Origin of the sequence: Chitinophaga sancti (assembly GCF_034087045.1) — a bacterium.
GTDB classification, from domain to species: Bacteria; Bacteroidota; Bacteroidia; order Chitinophagales; family Chitinophagaceae; genus Chitinophaga; species Chitinophaga sancti_B.
On record NZ_CP139247.1, the window covers coordinates 4226504 to 4244084 of the forward strand.

Annotated in this window: 14 protein-coding genes; 10 read left to right on the forward strand and 4 right to left on the reverse strand. The window is 44.5% G+C overall.

Annotated elements, in window-relative coordinates:
• Positions 1–41 precede the first annotated feature (41 nt).
• The 5 genes from fbp (at position 42) to SIO70_RS17340 (ending at position 3959) form a co-directional block, all read left to right on the forward strand.
• Positions 42–1052: a class 1 fructose-bisphosphatase gene (fbp, locus tag SIO70_RS17320; protein ID WP_320572685.1), complete on the forward strand. Its 1011-nt coding sequence runs from the start codon at positions 42–44 to the stop codon at positions 1050–1052.
• A 97-nt stretch (positions 1053–1149) separates the two neighbouring features.
• Positions 1150–1665, forward strand: coding sequence for a CAP domain-containing protein (locus SIO70_RS17325; RefSeq protein WP_320572688.1), 516 nt, complete (start codon positions 1150–1152; stop codon positions 1663–1665).
• A gap of 194 nt (positions 1666–1859) precedes the next feature.
• On the forward strand, positions 1860–2624 hold the full coding sequence (locus SIO70_RS17330; RefSeq protein WP_320572689.1) for an ABC transporter ATP-binding protein: 765 nt from the start codon (positions 1860–1862) through the stop codon (positions 2622–2624).
• Positions 2625–2851: 227 nt separating this feature from the next.
• Entirely contained in the window at positions 2852–3382 is a 531-nt protein-coding gene (locus tag SIO70_RS17335; protein ID WP_320572690.1) for a YfiT family bacillithiol transferase, read from the forward strand.
• 16 nt (positions 3383–3398) lie between these two features.
• Complete coding sequence (locus SIO70_RS17340; protein WP_320572691.1) at positions 3399–3959, forward strand: NUDIX hydrolase; 561 nt, start codon at positions 3399–3401, stop codon at positions 3957–3959.
• 116 nt (positions 3960–4075) lie between these two features.
• On the opposite strand, the gene SIO70_RS17345 is transcribed toward SIO70_RS17340, so the two are convergent.
• From SIO70_RS17345 to SIO70_RS17360, 4 genes are all read right to left on the reverse strand, one after another.
• A complete protein-coding gene (locus SIO70_RS17345) occupies positions 4076–5362 on the reverse strand; it encodes a folylpolyglutamate synthase/dihydrofolate synthase family protein (RefSeq protein ID WP_320572692.1) in 1287 nt (428 codons plus the stop codon).
• A 149-nt stretch (positions 5363–5511) separates the two neighbouring features.
• On the reverse strand, positions 5512–6987 hold the full coding sequence (locus SIO70_RS17350; protein WP_320572693.1) for a DUF5723 family protein: 1476 nt from the start codon (positions 6985–6987) through the stop codon (positions 5512–5514).
• 226 nt (positions 6988–7213) lie between these two features.
• Positions 7214–8104 carry a hypothetical protein gene (locus tag SIO70_RS17355; protein WP_320572694.1) on the reverse strand — a complete coding sequence of 297 codons (891 nt, stop codon included), beginning with the start codon at positions 8102–8104 and terminating at the stop codon, positions 7214–7216.
• Positions 8105–8144: 40 nt separating this feature from the next.
• Positions 8145–9122 carry an AraC family transcriptional regulator gene (locus tag SIO70_RS17360; protein ID WP_320572695.1) on the reverse strand — a complete coding sequence of 326 codons (978 nt, stop codon included), beginning with the start codon at positions 9120–9122 and terminating at the stop codon, positions 8145–8147.
• Positions 9123–9242: 120 nt separating this feature from the next.
• On the opposite strand from SIO70_RS17360, the gene SIO70_RS17365 reads away from it, so the two are divergent.
• The 5 genes from SIO70_RS17365 (at position 9243) to SIO70_RS17385 (ending at position 17452) form a co-directional block, all read left to right on the forward strand.
• Positions 9243–11351, forward strand: coding sequence for a TonB-dependent receptor (locus SIO70_RS17365; protein ID WP_320572696.1), 2109 nt, complete (start codon positions 9243–9245; stop codon positions 11349–11351).
• Between the two features lies 1 nt (position 11352).
• On the forward strand, positions 11353–11733 hold the full coding sequence (locus SIO70_RS17370) for a hypothetical protein (RefSeq protein ID WP_320572697.1): 381 nt from the start codon (positions 11353–11355) through the stop codon (positions 11731–11733).
• A 3-nt stretch (positions 11734–11736) separates the two neighbouring features.
• The gene (locus SIO70_RS17375; RefSeq protein WP_320572698.1) at positions 11737–12606 is read left to right on the forward strand and encodes an ABC transporter ATP-binding protein; all 870 of its coding nucleotides are present in this window, start codon (positions 11737–11739) and stop codon (positions 12604–12606) included.
• Positions 12607–12608: 2 nt separating this feature from the next.
• Positions 12609–15923, forward strand: coding sequence for a hypothetical protein (locus SIO70_RS17380; RefSeq protein ID WP_320572699.1), 3315 nt, complete (start codon positions 12609–12611; stop codon positions 15921–15923).
• A gap of 206 nt (positions 15924–16129) precedes the next feature.
• On the forward strand, positions 16130–17452 hold the full coding sequence (locus SIO70_RS17385; protein ID WP_320572700.1) for an MFS transporter: 1323 nt from the start codon (positions 16130–16132) through the stop codon (positions 17450–17452).
• Positions 17453–17581 lie beyond the last annotated feature (129 nt).

Genomic DNA, 17581 nt, shown 5'->3' on the forward strand with positions numbered 1-17581 from the left:
GTGTAACCTTATGCAATGAATATTCACTAATCCATTATAGAATGAGTATCAACAGAAAAGTAATGACACTGGACGAGTTTACAATCCAGGAATTGAGGAATTACCCCGGCGCAACAGGACAGTTATCAGGTTTATTGCGCGATATCGGGTTGGCAGCAAAGCGCGTAAATGTGGAGGTGAATAAGGCTGGAATAGCCGATATCCTGGGCGAGACCGGCAAGGTCAACGTACAGGGTGAAGACGTGAAAAAGTTGGATGTGTTCGCTAACGACCAGTTTATCAATGCCTTGAGAGGCAGTATTTACTGTGCCGGCGTGGCATCTGAAGAAAATGAAGACTTCATTGCCTTTACCGACGAGTTTTCTAAAGCTTCCAAGTACGTAGTATTGATCGACCCCCTGGATGGTTCCGGCAATATCGACGTAAATGTATCCATCGGTACTATTTTTTCTGTATATCGGCGTCTGACCCCCGTGGGTAGCGTGTGCGAGCTGGAAGACTTCTTACAGCCCGGCTACGAGCAGATCGCGGCAGGTTATATTATCTACGGTTCCTCCACCATGCTGGTCTATGCTACCCGCAGAAGCGTACAGGGCTTTACCCTCGATCCAAGCATCGGCGAGTTCTGCCTGTCACACCCGAACCTGAAATGTCCAACCGAAAGTGACATTTTTTCCGTTAATATAGGTTACTACCACCTTTACGAAACCGGCGTTCGCAAGGCGATCGACTACTGGCTGGCCAAGGACGAGCATGGCAAGATCTACCGCCACCGCTTTGTAGGTTGTATGGTGGCAGAGGTACACAGAACCCTGATCCAGGGCGGTATCTTTATGTATCCGGCCTTTGGAAAATATGCAGGGGGGCGTTTACGTTTATGTTATGAGTGCAACCCGATGTCATTCATTATCGAAAAGGCAGGCGGGGTAGCGATGGCTACTGGCAGACAGCGCTTGCTGGAGCTGAAACCATCCAAACTGCACCAGCGGGTACCAGTGTTCCTGGGATCTAAGAACATGATGGAGGTTTGGCAGAGAATAGTGAATAGTTAAAAAAATACTAACATGTAAGTTTTTGGTATAACTATTGCTAAACCAGCATCAGTTATTTTAGTCTAATTACGAATTTCTTTTATTTATTCGAAAACATATGACACGCAAACTTACATTACTGACGCTATTCGGTATCCTGTCGTTGAACCTGTTGGCCTGTACACGTAGTATTACACCGGGAGATTCTACCCGTGTGGATGACAACAATAAGAATATGCAGCAGGAGATCCTTTACTACACCAACAAATTCAGGGCGTCTCAGGGAAAACCACCGTTATTGCTGGATGCCACATGTAGCGGGCAGGCGTACAAGCATAGTAAAGCTATGGCGACAGGTGCGACGGCCTTTGGTCATGACGGTTTTGAGCAGCGCGTGAACAACCTGACGACTGTGTTTGGCCGTATACCTGGTGCAGCAGAAAATGTAGCTTATGGTAACCTGGATGCGCAGCAGGTAGTAGATGGCTGGATCAAGAGCCCGGGGCATAGAAAAAATATGCTGGGTGATTTTGACCGGATCGGGATTGGTTCCGCACATTCCAGTAAAGATCCAAGGATTATATTCTTTACGCAGGTGTTCATCGTACATAAGGAGGCGCCGGCTAAGAAATAAGGTCGGGTGCCGGCCATTAGAAATAAAGGCGGCCGCAGGCCATTAGAAATATACACGGCTGCAGGCCCTTCACAAAAAAAACGCTCTTGCCCTATGGTAAGAGCGTTTTTTTTGTGGTTTGTAGAATATGAAGACAGCGAAAGGGAATGCAGATTTTCTCTTTCACAGCAATTTTTTTATCCTAATTTAGTCCTATGGAAAAGAGGAAGATCATAGAAGTAAAGGACCTTGTCAAGAAATACGGTGATTTTACAGCAGTAAACGGTATCAGTTTCGACGTATACGAAAATGAAATATTCGGTCTGCTGGGTACCAACGGTGCCGGAAAATCTACCACCCTGGAAATCATCGAAACCCTCCGTGAAAAGACTTCCGGGAAGGTATTCGTAGATGGGATCGACCTTGACAAAGACCCCGAGAGGATTAAAAAAGTCATTGGTGTGCAGCTGCAAAGCTCCGGTTATTACCCCGGTTTAAACCTGGTAGAACTCATCGACCTGTTCTGCGGTCTCTATAACCAGCAAGCCGACGCCAAAGAACTACTCAAACTCTTCAATCTCGAAGATAAAGCGAAAAATAAGTTTAAAGAGCTCTCCGGTGGCCAGAAACAACGTTTCTCCATCGCGACTACGCTCATCAATAAACCCAAAATCATCTTCCTTGACGAACCGACTACCGGTCTCGATCCGCAGGCACGTCGTAACCTCTGGGACCTGATCCTGCAGGTACGGGACCAGGGTACTACCGTGGTGATCACCACGCACTACATGGACGAAGCAGAGATACTCTGTGATCGTTGTGCGATTGTAGACCATGGACGGATTATTGCCCTGGAATCGCCTGATGCGCTGATCGATAAATTAGTAGCAGGCGGGTTTGAAAGGAAAAAAGAAGTGAAGAAAGCAAACCTCGAAGATGTGTTTATTCATCTGACAGGAGAGGCGCTGAGAGAGGCGTAATTTAACAAAGGAAATCTTTAATAAGGGGGCTTTTAACAAGGGAAGTCTTTTAATAGAAGTAAGCCCTTTAACAAGGGAAGTCTTTTAATAAAGTAAGCCTTTTAACAAGGGAAGTCTTTTAATAAAGTAAGCCCTTTAATAAGGGAAGTCTTTTAATAGAAGTCATTTAATAATGAAAGCCTTTTAATAATCTAAGTAACGCCAACCTTCATCGTCGAAACATCATCATGGAAGATCTCAAATACCCAATCGGCCGGTTCCAGGCCCCATCGCACATCTCTGACCTCCAGTTAAAGAGCTATATCAACGATATCCGCTTCCTGCCATCACTGGTAGAAATAGCTGTGCAAACACTCGATGCACCTCAACTCGCTACGCCTTACCGCCCCGGTGGATGGACTGTGATACAGGTCGTGCATCACCTGGCAGATAGTCATATGAATGCCTACACCCGCTTCAAGCTGGCCCTGACAGAAGACAACCCTGTCATCAAGCCATACGACGAAGCCGCCTGGGCCGAACTCCCGGATGTTACAAAAACACCCATCAATATCTCCCTCACCCTGCTTCACTCCCTGCATACCCGCTGGGTGTCCCTGATGGATAACATGACTCCTGAACAATGGGAACGCGTGTTTACCCACCCGGAACATGGTGAAACTTTCTTCCTGAAAAAAGTAGCAGGTACCTATTCCTGGCATGGAAAACACCACCTGGCTCACATCGAAAGGCTGAAAGAACGGAATAACTGGCAATAAACTTTAAACTGAATATATGTCTGCATTAGATTGGAAACTGCTTGAATCAAAGTATCTTTTTAAGAGTAACTGGTTAACAGCCCGCGAAGATAAATGCGAGACACCACAAGGCAAAATTGTAGCCCCGTACTATGTACTGGAATACAATGACTGGGTGAATTGCTTAGCCCTGGATGATCAGGGGCGGGTGATTATGGTGAAACAATATCGTCATGGAATCCGACAGACCTTGCTGGAAATACCCGGTGGTACGATGGATAACGACGATCCTTCTCCTGAATATGCCATGCGTCGTGAACTGCTGGAAGAAACAGGGTACGAATTTGATCAGTTGATCAGCTTAGGCAAAATCGCTCCGAACCCTGCGAGTAGTAATAACCTCACGCATATGTTCCTGGCTACAGGAGGGAAGAAGGTACAGGAACAGGACCTGGATGAGAATGAGGAAATTGAAATCGTGCTGCTGGAAATGGAAGAACTGGAAGCGATGCTGAAAGAAAATCAATTGCTGCAAAGTCTGCATGTGACCTGCGTATTCTATGCATTGTTAAAGTTGAAAGAACTGACTTTCGTATAATAGAAAGCGCATTCAAATGAAAAGAGCGTGTACCTTCAAAACAGATACACGCTCTTTTCATTTGAAAATGGTATTCATTCCCCGTTGGTAAATTCTCTCTTTCATGTATGTTTTCATTACATTGCTTCGCCGACGATAAAGAAACTACCACATACCAATATCACATCTTCCTCATGCGCATGCTGCCTGGCCGCTGAAAAAGCCTGTTGCACATTTGCATACACCTTGCCTCTCAGACCCGCTGCTGCACCCATCTCTGCCAGCTCATTTTCATCGAGTGCCCTGGGTATCTGTGCCCTTGTAAAATAGTAGGTGGCTGCCGGTGGAAAGAGTTTTAATACCTTACTCACTTCCTTATCTTTTACAAAACCGGTCACTATATGCAGGTGTCTGTATGTCATATGTTCCAGCTGCCCCATAACCTCACCAATGCCTGCCTCATTATGGCCTACATCAAATACGGTGAGCGGGTTATGTGCCACCACATCCCATCTGCCTCTGAGGCCGGTTAATTTTTTCACATGACTCAGGGCGGTTTTTACGCCTTCATCCGGTAGTTCCCATCCTGCCTGTTGCAATACTTTCACGGCACTCAGTACACCCATGATATTTTTTACCTGGTATTGTCCGCCCAGATCTGGTTTGATATCCCATACCTGTTCACCCTGATGTGGTCTTAATTGCAGCTGCAAATGCCCGTTGTGCAGGTCATTATCCTGCACCAGCCAATATTGGTCTGCAAAGGTAATGGGGGCTTCCATGGCTTTTGCCTTATCAATAAATACCTGTTCTACTTCAGACTGTGTCTGCGCGATTACCACCGGTATATTGGGTTTGATAATGCCTGCTTTTTCACTGGCTATTTCAGGGAGGGTATTGCCCAACAGGTTCATGTGATCATAACTGATATTGGTGATCACTGACAATTCGGGAGTGATAATATTGGTGCTATCTAACCGGCCACCAAGGCCTACTTCAATAATGGCGATATCTACCTGTTCCAGTGCAAAATACTGAAACGCCATGGCCACTGTCAGTTCAAAAAAGGAAGGATCAAGTTGTTCAATAGAAGGTTGTATTTGTTGTACAAACTCTACGACAAATTCCTGGTCAATCATCTCACCATTGATACGGATCCGCTCCCTGAAATCTTTCAGGTGCGGAGAGGTATACAATCCGGTCTTGTAACCCGCCTGCTGAAAAATGGCTGCCAGCATATGGCTGGTAGAGCCTTTGCCGTTAGTACCGGCTACGTGAACTGTTTTGAACAGGCGTTGGGGATTGCCCAGTTGTTCGCATAAAGCGATGGTATTGTGCAGGTCTTTTCTGAAAGCGCTGGCCCCCACACGGGTGAACATGGGCAGGCGCTCATAAAGGTAGTCCAGAGTTTGTTGGTAGTTCATGCCCAAAATTAAATGAAATTCACATTTCCGGAAAAGTAAAAAAGGCTTGTGTCGTAAAACACAAGCCTTTTATTTTCGAAATAGATTTCATGCCCGTTGGAGAGTCCCCGTTTTCATGAAATTTTTATTTTGGAAAAATTAACCTTTACTTAGAACTGTGTAGCAGGGCATCCCAGCACTGTCTTACCAAAGTTCATTGGTATCAACCGGATTGCTACGAAACCATCCAGCCTGTTCTTATTCTTCTGGAACAGGTTAGACAACACGGTATTAGAACCAATCGTGAGCGGACCCAGACGGAAACCAGCACCCATATCGAACTGGCTGTGGTTATTGACATCGATTGGAATATACACCCCAAAATTACGGGCATCATATCTTGGCGTCAATGTAAAGTGAGACACCATGTAAGTCTTGCTCGCATCGTAGCGGCCGCTGTTCAGCGACATCACTGCATTACCATTGATAAAGAAGCGGGCATCGATATTATAATCAAATGCTACGTTCAGTGCAGTCGGCAGGTTCATACGGAACTTTTCGTCGCTGGCAATGGGTGTAAAGTAGTTCTGCAGGCGGCGGTAGTAAGCCTGCCAACCTTCACCTCTTCTCATTTTGATCTCATTCGGGTTGATATTTGAAGCCACCAGATTGAGGTCGGTATTAGAAGCTACTTTTTTGTAAGAGATACCACCGATATCAGTGATACTCACACCCAGTCTCATTTTATAATCATCGCCTTCAGGGTTCCAGTCGTTTTCGCCATAGCCCTGCAATCCATCCATTTCAGCTCTCCACTCATATACCACGCCGAGGTCCATACCTACGCCCCAGTTGCCGGTAAACGGTCTGTAGTTGCTGGTATTCGGTTTTTTCCAGTTGTTGATACCATCATTGTAACCCATTTTCAGTGTACCACTGGTAATATTAGCATTGGTCGTGGAGTTCATATAGAAACTCGCATCTTCTACCTGCGCATAACCAGCAGCGATACCATTCAGCACCTTCAGGGTCACACCACCTTTCAGCAGGTGCATACCATCGTCTTTAATTACCTGGGCATAGGTAAAGTCATATTCGTTCCACATATGAAAACTCGCATTTGCAAGTTGCATATCAAAACGTTGGTTATTATAAGCAGCATTCGGGAAGTTGTTTGCAAAGAAGTTTGCCACGTCGGTACTCATATTACCACCGTTTGCCTGTGCACGCACACGCCATACGAAAGCAATAGATCTCGACTCGTCGATAGAGTAGAGTACGGATGGCATCATGACATCCATATTGCCCCATCCAAATTGTTTTCCTGTAGACATGGTGTCCAGGAAGTAGTCCCTGTTACGTTTCAGCCTTTCCAGGGAATCTGGTGGATGGAAGATCAGTGACTTTGGAAAGCGTGCATAAGTGTTTCCTAAAGCGGCGCTTACGCCAGCCACATTTACGTCCCATTTATAGTGCGTACCGGCAGCCATTCCGGGGTTGGATGGTACGCCATAAATCCCGGCATAATGACTATTTGCATACCCGCCCATGTTCATATTCATCTGGGCCTTCGCCTTGTATGGCTCGATTAAAGATATGGCAATGACAGTTGCAAGGCTTAAGACTCGAATTACTCTAAACAGCATATATCTAATTAGTTGGCAGATGGTTTTTTCCCCATTATAACGCAAAACATACCTATATATTGGCAAGCGCTACAAAAGAATTTCCCATGCAAATATATCCAAATATATTATTGTTATTAAATTATGTTATTATAAATAAGAATGAAATTAGCTATTAATAAGTATGCACAAAAAAATCCCTTCCCGGGTATGGGAAGGGATTCATTTTTCTATATATAATCTCTTGTTACTGTACTTTAAAGTAGAAGCGGATCAGTGCAAACTGTACTTCAGGCGCGTCGGAATTTGTATTGTATTTCAATTCTTTGGCTGCTTTTTTAGCAATTTCAATCAATCTGGGGTTGTTCAGGGTGGACCCTTTCAGGGAGTGAGATGCATCGATCACATTACCATTTCTATCAACCTTAATATTGACAGCTACATAACCTGATTCGTCTCCATCGTAAGTGAGCGATGGTTTGCTGATCAGGCTACGGCCATTCAGCCGGAAATCAGACTTACCGCCGCCTAAACCACCGCCGGTATAACCGCTGGCATTCGGGTCGCCATTGATCTGGCCACGATCACCGGGTTTGCCGGTATTACCTTCGCCGGTAGAGTTGTTAGAACCGTTAGCGTTGTTACCACTGTTCTTGCCGGTGAAAGTACCACCACCAAATACAGCTTTTGCTTTTTGTGGTTTTTCTACTGCAACCGGGTTATTTTCAGAAGTTTTCTTGGTCGTTTTGGTAGGTTTGTTATCCAGGTTTTTAGCTACTTCCTTTGGTTTTTCAACTGGTTTTTCCGGTTTGTTTACCTCAGGGGCGTCTTCATTGTCCTGAGTAGCAATATCTTCCTGTGTTGAATTGTCCTGCGTAGGTACCGGCTGGTTCTGAGGGGTAGAAGCATTGGCAGCGTCGGCGCTGGGAGGGTTGGGGTTGAGTGGTTGCTCATCGCCCATACCATCGTCGGAGGTGCCGAGGTTCACTTCCATACCCAGGTCCTGGTTAGGGAGTGGGGGTGGTGCGTTGAATCCGCCGAGGATCAATGCTAATAAGACTAATGCATGCACAGCAATAGTGACACCTACTGCTTTTATATTTTTATCGGTATTATTATCGTTCTGTTTTTGCTGCATAGGTCAAAAATAAGATATTTTCTAATACGTATGGGAGGCCTTACTTTAAAAACTTCCCCGGCGTGATCCCAAACTTCTTCTTAAATGCTGTATTGAAGTGTGCCGGATGCTTATAGCCGATCAGCTCACTGATCTCCGTCACATTTTTCTCCCCACTCAATAATAAGGCTTTCGCCTCTTCCATTCTAATATCAGAAACCATTCCAAATACCGTAGTACCGAATACTTCCTTAAATCCTTTCTTCAGGGTAAACTCATTTGTACCTATCTGTCGGGCCAGATCTATCAGCGAACAGGGGTTGTATAACTGCTTTAAGATGATCTCCTTTGCATGATGCATCTTGTCGATATCTGCTTTTTTTAATGAGCAAAAGTCTTTGCAGTCATGAGTAGAGAACTGCTCCAATTGCATTAATAATAACTCAATCACCTTCGCTTCGAGGTACATTCTTTTAAACATTCCCATCTTCGGACAATCCAGTATCCCCTTAATAATATGCATCATGGTAGGGGGAATAGGCAAATTATGTTTTCCTAACAAAGCCGGTGATTGGTTACGTACCATTTTCATAAACTGCTCAAACGCCTCCTCATCTTCCATGTATTTTTTGAACAGAGCAGGCATAAGGTTGATCTCCAGCATCCGCACATTTTCTTTTGCAAATTGAATCTGCCCCTTTACACCCGGTACATAAATAAGGTTATGGCGGTTGTCGCTGAATGTGTAGGTCTGCCCGCCTGATATATCCGTGAACGTGGTGCCACAGAGATCAAAATGCATCTCGACGGTTTCATAATTACTCTCAAAGAATAACTTTGTATGTTGTTTGAAACGCATATCCCCATAGGCAATATGCATCCCCTCAAAGAAGATCTCTTCGAACACACCTTCTCCAAATGACTGTGAAATTTTTGTGGTGCGCGATGAAATGGTCGTATTAATATCAAAATAATTTTCGGGGAAATTACTTTCTAAAACCATTTCTGAAAGATCGCCGGCGTTGATGCTGAATTGCATATTTAAGAAACTCCGTTAATTGTAATTTTTATTCCTTCTGGCGTATAAGGTCCTACAGCTGACAAAGCTACTTTTGTTTCCCTTAAGTATTCTTTCAATTTAGTTAATTAATGTCATAAAATGGTCAGAATTGTATCGTTTGGGCTTTGCCTGTTGCTATTTTCCAATATCTATGCACAAGAGAAAGACACGATGAACCGTGTTGAATTAAAACCAGTCATTATAACGGCAGAAAAGCGTGAAGGCTCTCTGCAAAAGACCCCTTTATCTGTATCAGCGCTGACGGGGGCGCAGTTAGAAAGATCTAAGACAGTTGAGATGGGAGACCTGCTGCTACAGGTACCGAACCTGATGGCAATGAATGTAGGGGCACCTACCCTGAGTACGATTTCGATCAGGGGGATTATGACATTCTCTGTAGATCCTGCTGTAGGTGTGTATATCGATGGTATTCCGATGTTTGATGGGTATTCCAGTTCTATCCGGTTGAACGACATCGAACGGGTCGAAGTATTACGTGGGCCTCAAAGTACGCTTTATGGTCGAAATGCGCTCGGTGGTATCATCAATATCTTTACCTGTCAGCCGGGCGATACCCTGCGTGGTTTTGCAGAAGCAGGTTTTGGTAAGTATGCCAGTCAGCACTACGGACTAAGTATATCTGGTCCTATTGTAAAACATAAACTGCTTGCAGGGTTCTCTGGTATGTATGATACCCGCAATGGTTATTATACCAACCTTTATACAAACTCCAAATACGACCGTCCGGAGATATTCGGTGGCAATGCTTACCTGAAGTACTTGGCCAGTGATCGCCTCTCATTTACTTTCAATCTGAAAGAGGAGCAGGACAATGTAAGCGGTGCCTTTCCATACGTGTTAGGTGTAGAGAATGCATTGGCCAATCCGTATAAAATAAACCAGAATGGCACTAATCAGGAGACAAGGAAATTGTATACCGGTTCCCTGCTGGCAGAGTATAAAACGCATGGCGCTACCTTCTCTTCTATTACTGGTTATACTTACCTGAGTGATACTTATAGAAACTACGATGCGGATTATTCTGTCTATGATATGATTACTTATTCTACCCCGATGAATGACCAGATGACCTGGACGGAGGAACTGAAAGTAGTGACTGCGGCTGACAGAAAACTGCAATTCACCGGTGGACTTTTTGGTTTTATTGACCGTAAGCATTCACAGACGGTGTATACTTATGGGGATGACTATGCACTATATGATCCCACTGCACCTTATACCACCAACATTTATGGCGATAAACATATTTATGGTGCTGCTGCATATGCTCATCTCACTTATGCGATTTCTCCAAAGTGGAAGGTTTCAGGTGGTTTGCGTTATGATATAGAAAAGAGAGATTTGGTGACCAGTACCGATTATGTAAAAGATGGTAGTGCACCTGTGGTGATAAGTCCTGAGCAAAAACTGAAGGGAGATAATAATGCGTTTTCTCCGAAACTGAGTTTGTCTTATATGCCTGCGAATAATGTGCTGGTGTATGCAACCTATTCGAAAGGTTATCGTACAGGTGGTTTTAACCAGTATACAACGGATGTAACGAAGTTAAATTACAAACCAGAGTATACTGACAATTTTGAACTGGGTTTTAAATCAGAATGGTTCCATCACAGGTTTCGTGCAAATGTGGCTGTGTTCTATACAAACTGGCGCGATCAGCAGCAGACGCTGAGTCTGCCGGTAGTTGCAATTCAGAATGTGGGTAAGATGGAGAATAAAGGTGCTGATATTGAGTTGACAGGTATTCCTGTGAAAGGGCTGGAAGTGAGTTACGATCTTGGGGTGGTAAGTAGTGAGTTCAAAGCGCTGATACTACCTGATGAGAATAGTGAGAACAAAGATTACAAGGGGAATAAACAGGTGTTCACGCCTGCATTTACATCTTCACTGGCATTTACTTATACCTATGATTTCGGGCATAGGTGGAGCCTGTTTGTACGTCCTGAGTGGAAGTTGTTAGGTAAGCAATACATGACATATTATAATGACCTGGTGCAAGATCCGTTTAGTCTGATCAATGCCATGGTGGGTGTGAAGTATGCACGGTTTGAATTGAGTGGATGGGGGAAGAACCTGGGGAATGTAAAATACATTTCTTATGCGTATGCAACGCAGACAAAGGAGAATACGCCGTTGTTGCTGGGGACTCCGCTTACTTATGGTGTGTCACTGAAAACAAGGTTCTAACATGAAGATCGTGTACTACATCCTCAGAGGCTTGCTGGCCCTGCAATTTATTTATGTGGGTATTGAAAAATTGTGGTTGCCTTTTCATGCAGACGGCATTCATGGCAGTGTGGATTTTCAGGCGTTTTATTTACTCCTGCATCGTACGGGGTACCTCTACTTTGTCGGTTTCTTTCAATTACTGTGCGGGTTGTTGTTAGTATTTAAAAAGACATACCTGTTGGGTGCCGTCATGCTGATTCCCTTATTGCTTTGTCTGCTGGCCACGCATGTATTTATATCCGGCAATACCGATTATATGTGCTACGACATCGTATTACTTGGATTTGATCTATTGTTATTATTTAGCTGCTACCGGCGGCTGCTAAACATCTTTATATAAATTATGCAACTCGAAATAAAAGATCTTCATAAGACGTATGCCAATGGCAAACAGGCTTTGAAAGGCATCTCCCTGACCATTGGCAGGGGAATGTTTGGTCTGCTGGGGCAAAATGGTGCAGGCAAGTCTACACTCATGCGCACCATTGCCACTTTGCAGGAACCGGATAAAGGCAGCATTATGCTGGATGGAATCGATGTGTTGCGAGACCCTGCTGCCATGCGAAAAGTACTGGGTTATCTGCCACAGGATTTTGGTGTGTACCAGCATATATCTGCTATAGAAATGCTGGATCATATTGCAGAGATGAAAGGCATTTTGCATGCGGGTGACAGGGCAGATATCGTGAATGAATTACTCCTGCGTGTGAACCTGCATCATGTACGTAGAAAAAAGCTAGGTACTTATTCCGGAGGGATGAAGCAACGTTTCGGTATCGCGCAGGCATTGCTTGGCAGTCCGAAAGTGATCATCGTAGATGAACCTACTGCAGGCCTTGATCCATTGGAGCGGAACCGTTTTTATAATTTACTGAGTGAGATAGGGGAGAATACCATCGTTATTCTCTCCACGCATATTGTAGAAGATGTGTCAACGCTGTGCAATGACATGGCCATTATTGGAGATGGACAGGTGTTGAGGTATGGCAAGCCGGAAGAGATAGAACAGGCGTTGTCTGGTAAGTTGTGGGAGAAGGTGGTGAGCAAAGATACCTTGCAGGAATATCGTTATGAAGGGATGGAGATCATTTCCAGTCGTTTTCATGCAGGCCGTCTGATCATTACCGTATTGGCGGATGCACCGCCACATGAAGGTTTTGTCGCAAAGACACCATCGCTGGAAGATGCTTACTTCGAACAGTTAAAATGTTAATTATGTTTAGTACAGTGTTTAAATTCGAAGTCAGGCAGCAGTTTCGCAAGCCGTTTACGTGGATCTTTTTGTTGCTGATGGTGTTGCAGGGCGTGTATTATATGCATCATGCGGGGGAGTATTTCAGTGCGGACAAGACCTTTGCAAATGCACCTGCGATATTGTATACCGTGATGGCAGGATTGGGATATATTGGTTTTATTGTCACTGCAATATTAGGTGGGGCGGCTTTGGGTAAGGATCTGGATAGCCGGACTACGGCGTTGTTGTACACGACAGGTGTACGCCAGTCCTCATTTTTTTGGGGTAGGTATACGGGGTCATTGCTGACATTGTTGTTTTTATATGGAGGGTACCTGGTCGGGATCTTATTGTATAATCTTTTGCCGGTACCGAATTTGGGTCCTTTTTCGGGAGGGGCTTTTTTGAAAGCGTTTGTATTGATCTTTTTGCCGAATGTAATTGTGTTGTATAGTTTGTGTTTTGCGGTGTCGGTGTTTATGCGGAGTGGCAGGGCGGCTTATGGTGTGGCGATGGCAGGGATGCTGCTGATGATATTTGGCGAGACGACTTTTGATAGTGAGCCTAAGGGGACATTGCTGGATCCTACCGGGTTTTCAGTGTTGCATTATCAGTTATTGCATTTATCACCTGAGGAAAAGAATGTGTTTTCACCTGAGTTTGCGGGATTGTTGTTGTATAACCGGTTGATCTGGGGAGGGGTGAGTTTAGTGGCGGTGTTGTGGGGGTATAGGGTGTTTGCGTTCAGGAGGTTTGGGGTGGTGAGGCAGGAGAAGGAGAAAGGGAAGGGGGAGCGTGAGGGGCTCTCACCACAGGCAGTTTCGATGCATGCACCAGTCAGACAGGTAACCACTTCCTTCTCATCAGCGACCGATTGGAAACACACCTTTACCCTTTCATGGCTGGCATTTAAAAGCGTGGTGCGTCCTATTGGATTTAGATTATTCCTCTTCTTCATATTTGTTATTTACATAGGTTATATGGTGGTATGGCAGGAGCAGTATTATTCCGCTGCCCCTACATTGCCGGTGACGGTAGTGATTACCGGTGTAACGGTCCCTTTATCCTTTTACCTGCTGTTGTTTATCATTATCAATACAACAGAATTATTGTTCCGGCAACAGGCCTCCGGTTTCTGGCAGATCGGAGATGCCTTGCCGATCCCTTCATGGGTGAATATTTTATCAAAGGTATTTGCTATGTTGGGTGTGGTGATCCTGATGACTTTGTCACTCTTGCTTTTTGGGATCATAGTACAGGTTTGTAAAGGATATTATCATTTTGAACTGGCTGTATATTTTGATGATCTATTTATCAGGTGGATGCCGAAATACATTGGTTACATCCTGTTGACGGTTTTTGTAGCAGGTGTGACATCGAACCGGTATGCCACGCATTGGATCTGTATTTTATTTTTGGTGATCAGTACTGTACTCCATGAGATGGAGGTGATAGAACAGAGTCGTTTAAATTTCATCTTCTCTCCGGGTAGTGGTATGCATACGGATATGAATGGGATGAGTTTCTTTGGTTTGGCGCATGGTTGGTATATGTTATACTGGTGTGCGTTGGCACTGGCATTGTTTGCGATAGGGGTGTTGGTATGGCAGCGGGGTACACCGGTATCATTGATTACAAGAATGAGAAGACGTAGACAATCTCCGGTGTTTTTATCCTTGTTTGTAATTGGGATTGGGTTGTTCTTTTTTAGCGGGAATAAGATTTATGAAACGGTGAATGTGCAGAATAAGTTTCAGTCAAAATCCGTTTCACGGGCAGAGCAGGTATTATATGAGAGAATGTATAAAAAATACGAGCACATGGTACAGCCGCAGGTACAGGAGGTACAACTGGATTTGAATATTTATCCTGCTGATCGTAAACTGGATTATAGTGCGGTGTTGTTATTACGCAATCCATCTAATAGCATGATTGATACATTGCATTTGGAATGGATGGATTTTTCTGCGATAGATGTCATCAGGGGTGCGCGTTTAGTTGAGATGGATACGGTATTGCGGCATGCGAAGTATGTTTTAGATGTGCCCTTGCAGCCACATGATTCATTTACATTGTTGGTTAGCGGGCATCAGCAATATGCAGGTTTTACAAATAGTGATCCACAGGCGGGGCTGACGTTTAATGGTAGTTTTATAACAGAGAAGGTGATTCCGCATATTGGTTATGATAAAGATCGTGAATTGATAGCCAATAATTATCGTGAACAATTAGGGTTGGCGAAAATGGTTTCCCGCATTCCGCCGGTGACGGATACTTTTGCGGCAAAGCAGCGTTTTGCATCTACACAGGGTGATGATATCAGGTATGTGTTCAATATCAGTACAGCGGAAAATCAAACCATTGTTGCACCGGGAATTTTAGAAAAACAGTGGACTGAAAAGGGCCGAAATCATTATCGTTTTGTATCGGAAGGAATAGCGGTGTATGATTTCAGGATTTTGTCGGCGGCGTATGCGATGGAAAAGGATACCGTGAGGGTGCAGCAAATGGATCCAGGGAGTTTGCAAACGCATCCCGTGAGCCAGCAAAGAGATACAGTGAAGGTAAGCGGCCATCCGGTAGTAATTGAAGTCTATTATCATCCGGGGCATAGTTACAATATAAGGTCTTTGCTGGCTGTAGCCCATGAAGCATTAGGTACACTGGATACTATTTTAGGCCCTTACCCTTATACCACTTTACGTATTGCCGAAAAACCGCATTATAATGAAGAAGCGTATGCCGCAGGTAATATCATGGTATTGCCAGAAAATCATGGCTGGATAGCAGATATTCGCAGACAGGATGATTTGGATTACCTTCGTTTTATTACAACAAAACTGATTGCGGAGCAATACATGCAGCAAGGGAATATCAGTCATACTGCCGGGTATCCTGTGTTGACGCATTCAGTGCCTGGGTATCTGGCATTACTACAGTTGGCAAAGTATAATGGGAAAGCTTCCCTGCAGCGGCATTTGGAAAAAGATAGAGATAATTACCTGAAAGGCCGTGCGGCAGATCATAATGAAGAACCGTCTTTGTTGGATGCAGATGAAGAAGCGGCGTATGTGTATGATGAAAAAGGCGGGGCGGTGTTGTACCAATTGAGTGAAGTGTTGGGGCAGGATGTAATGAATAGTGTGGTAGCGGAGCTTTTGCAGTTGGCAAAGGGGGCAGAGAAGCCGGTGAATGTAATGGATTTTTACCGGTTGTTGGAAGGGAGGGGGGCTGAGAAGGATCGTTCTTTCCTGGATAGAGGTTTCAGGGAGAGAGGAAACTTTAATATGCAATAGGTCATGTAAGGTTTTATTAGGATAACAAAGGATCATTCAGTGACCTTTGGCTAGCAATAGGTCATGTAGCCACTTTTTGGATAAAAAACCATAAGCAGGTTTCAGCGTAACTCCGCGTACGTTGGAACCTGCTCTTTTTTTGAAGGGGAACCACCAAAATTCTGATTACCTTCGCGCAGAATTTTGCCCTTTAAAATCGCATTCTCTTGTTCTCGCTTTATAAAAAAGCCTACGCTGGCCTTTCGACCTCCACCTGGATACTTGCTGTTGTACTCCTGATCAATCGCTGTGGTGCGATGGTTATCCCATTTATGACAGTGTACCTCACACAGCAGCTACACTTTTCCGTACAACAGGCTGGTTTGGTCATGACCTGCTATGGGATAGGTGGCATTGTCGGTGCTTTTAGCGGCGGGCGGTTATCTGACCGTTATGGCTTTTATCCTGTGCAGTTCTGGAGTTTGCTATTGCAGGGGTTGATCTTTTTAGTATTGGGGCAGATGCATACACTCCTGCAATTCTGTATCTGTATATTTATCCTGAGTGCGGTGGGCGATGCATTTCGTCCGGCCAACACAGCTGCTACTGCACACTACAGCAGTCCGGAAAACAGGACAAGGTCTTACTCCCTGAACAGGCTGGCTTCTAACCTGGGTTGGTCCGTAGGGCCGGCAGTGGGAGGGATAGTGGCAAGTTATAGTTATCACCTGCTTTTTTGGGTAGATGGGTTGACTTGTGTGATCGCTATCATCGTGATGCGGTTGATGATTCCGCCGGTACATGTAGCGGTAAAAAGACACGAGGGTGAGCATGGTGACATCGTCAACAATAGCAAAACTGATAGAGTTGACAATGGCAAAATTGAACATGTAGACAATGGTGAAACTGGGCGCATCACCCAAAGTAGACGGGCCCGTGTAACCCAACCTAAACGCGATAGTGTTTACAAAGACAAAATTTACCTTGCTTTTATCGCCCTCAGTATAATATTTACCACCGGTTTTTTACAACTCTCCACCATGGTCGCTTTATATTTTAAAGAAGTGCTCCATTTGGAAGAAGCACAGATCGGGATGGTATTAGGCATCAACGGTCTGCTTGTCGCTGCTATTGAAATGGTGTTGATCTATAAAATTGAAAATATGAAGCACCCACTGGAATTCATGACCCGTGGGGTGGCACTTGCCAGCCTGGCATACCTGAGTTTTAATATCCTGCCTGCAGCAGGTTTTGTAAGCATTGTATTCATCGTTTTATTTACTGCAGGCGAGATGCTGAGTATTCCGTTTATGACAGCCTTCTTTATCAGCAGGAGTGGAGAGCATAACCGCGGACAGTATGCTGCATTGTATACAGTATCATTTGCGGTATCCACGATCCTGTCGCCGACTATCGGGTCTGCTACGATCGCCCATTTCGGGTTTAAGGTATGGTGGTATGTAGCAGCAGGTTTTTGTTTGATAGCAGCGGTAGGGTTTAATTTTTTATACCAGAAGGTGACTGCGAAAAAGGGCAGTTATGCGGTATAAGAGCCTTACATTTTTCATACTTGTTTTGGGTACAACAAATAGAAAAGAAGTTGCTCTTTCCAGGGCAAATCAGACTACTCGAAAATCAAATTAATTTTGAGTGTAGAAAGCAATATAATCGCTTCTGCA

Coding starts and splice junctions, on each gene's coding strand:
- fbp (WP_320572685.1), top strand. CDS start 42: ATGAGTATCAACAGAAAAGTAATGACACTGGACGAGTTTACAATCCAG.
- SIO70_RS17325 (WP_320572688.1), top strand. CDS start 1,150: ATGACACGCAAACTTACATTACTGACGCTATTCGGTATCCTGTCGTTG.
- SIO70_RS17330 (WP_320572689.1), top strand. CDS start 1,860: ATGGAAAAGAGGAAGATCATAGAAGTAAAGGACCTTGTCAAGAAATAC.
- SIO70_RS17335 (WP_320572690.1), top strand. CDS start 2,852: ATGGAAGATCTCAAATACCCAATCGGCCGGTTCCAGGCCCCATCGCAC.
- SIO70_RS17340 (WP_320572691.1), top strand. CDS start 3,399: ATGTCTGCATTAGATTGGAAACTGCTTGAATCAAAGTATCTTTTTAAG.
- SIO70_RS17345 (WP_320572692.1), bottom strand. CDS start 5,362: ATGAACTACCAACAAACTCTGGACTACCTTTATGAGCGCCTGCCCATG.
- SIO70_RS17350 (WP_320572693.1), bottom strand. CDS start 6,987: ATGCTGTTTAGAGTAATTCGAGTCTTAAGCCTTGCAACTGTCATTGCC.
- SIO70_RS17355 (WP_320572694.1), bottom strand. CDS start 8,104: ATGCAGCAAAAACAGAACGATAATAATACCGATAAAAATATAAAAGCA.
- SIO70_RS17360 (WP_320572695.1), bottom strand. CDS start 9,122: ATGCAATTCAGCATCAACGCCGGCGATCTTTCAGAAATGGTTTTAGAA.
- SIO70_RS17365 (WP_320572696.1), top strand. CDS start 9,243: ATGGTCAGAATTGTATCGTTTGGGCTTTGCCTGTTGCTATTTTCCAAT.
- SIO70_RS17370 (WP_320572697.1), top strand. CDS start 11,353: ATGAAGATCGTGTACTACATCCTCAGAGGCTTGCTGGCCCTGCAATTT.
- SIO70_RS17375 (WP_320572698.1), top strand. CDS start 11,737: ATGCAACTCGAAATAAAAGATCTTCATAAGACGTATGCCAATGGCAAA.
- SIO70_RS17380 (WP_320572699.1), top strand. CDS start 12,609: ATGTTTAGTACAGTGTTTAAATTCGAAGTCAGGCAGCAGTTTCGCAAG.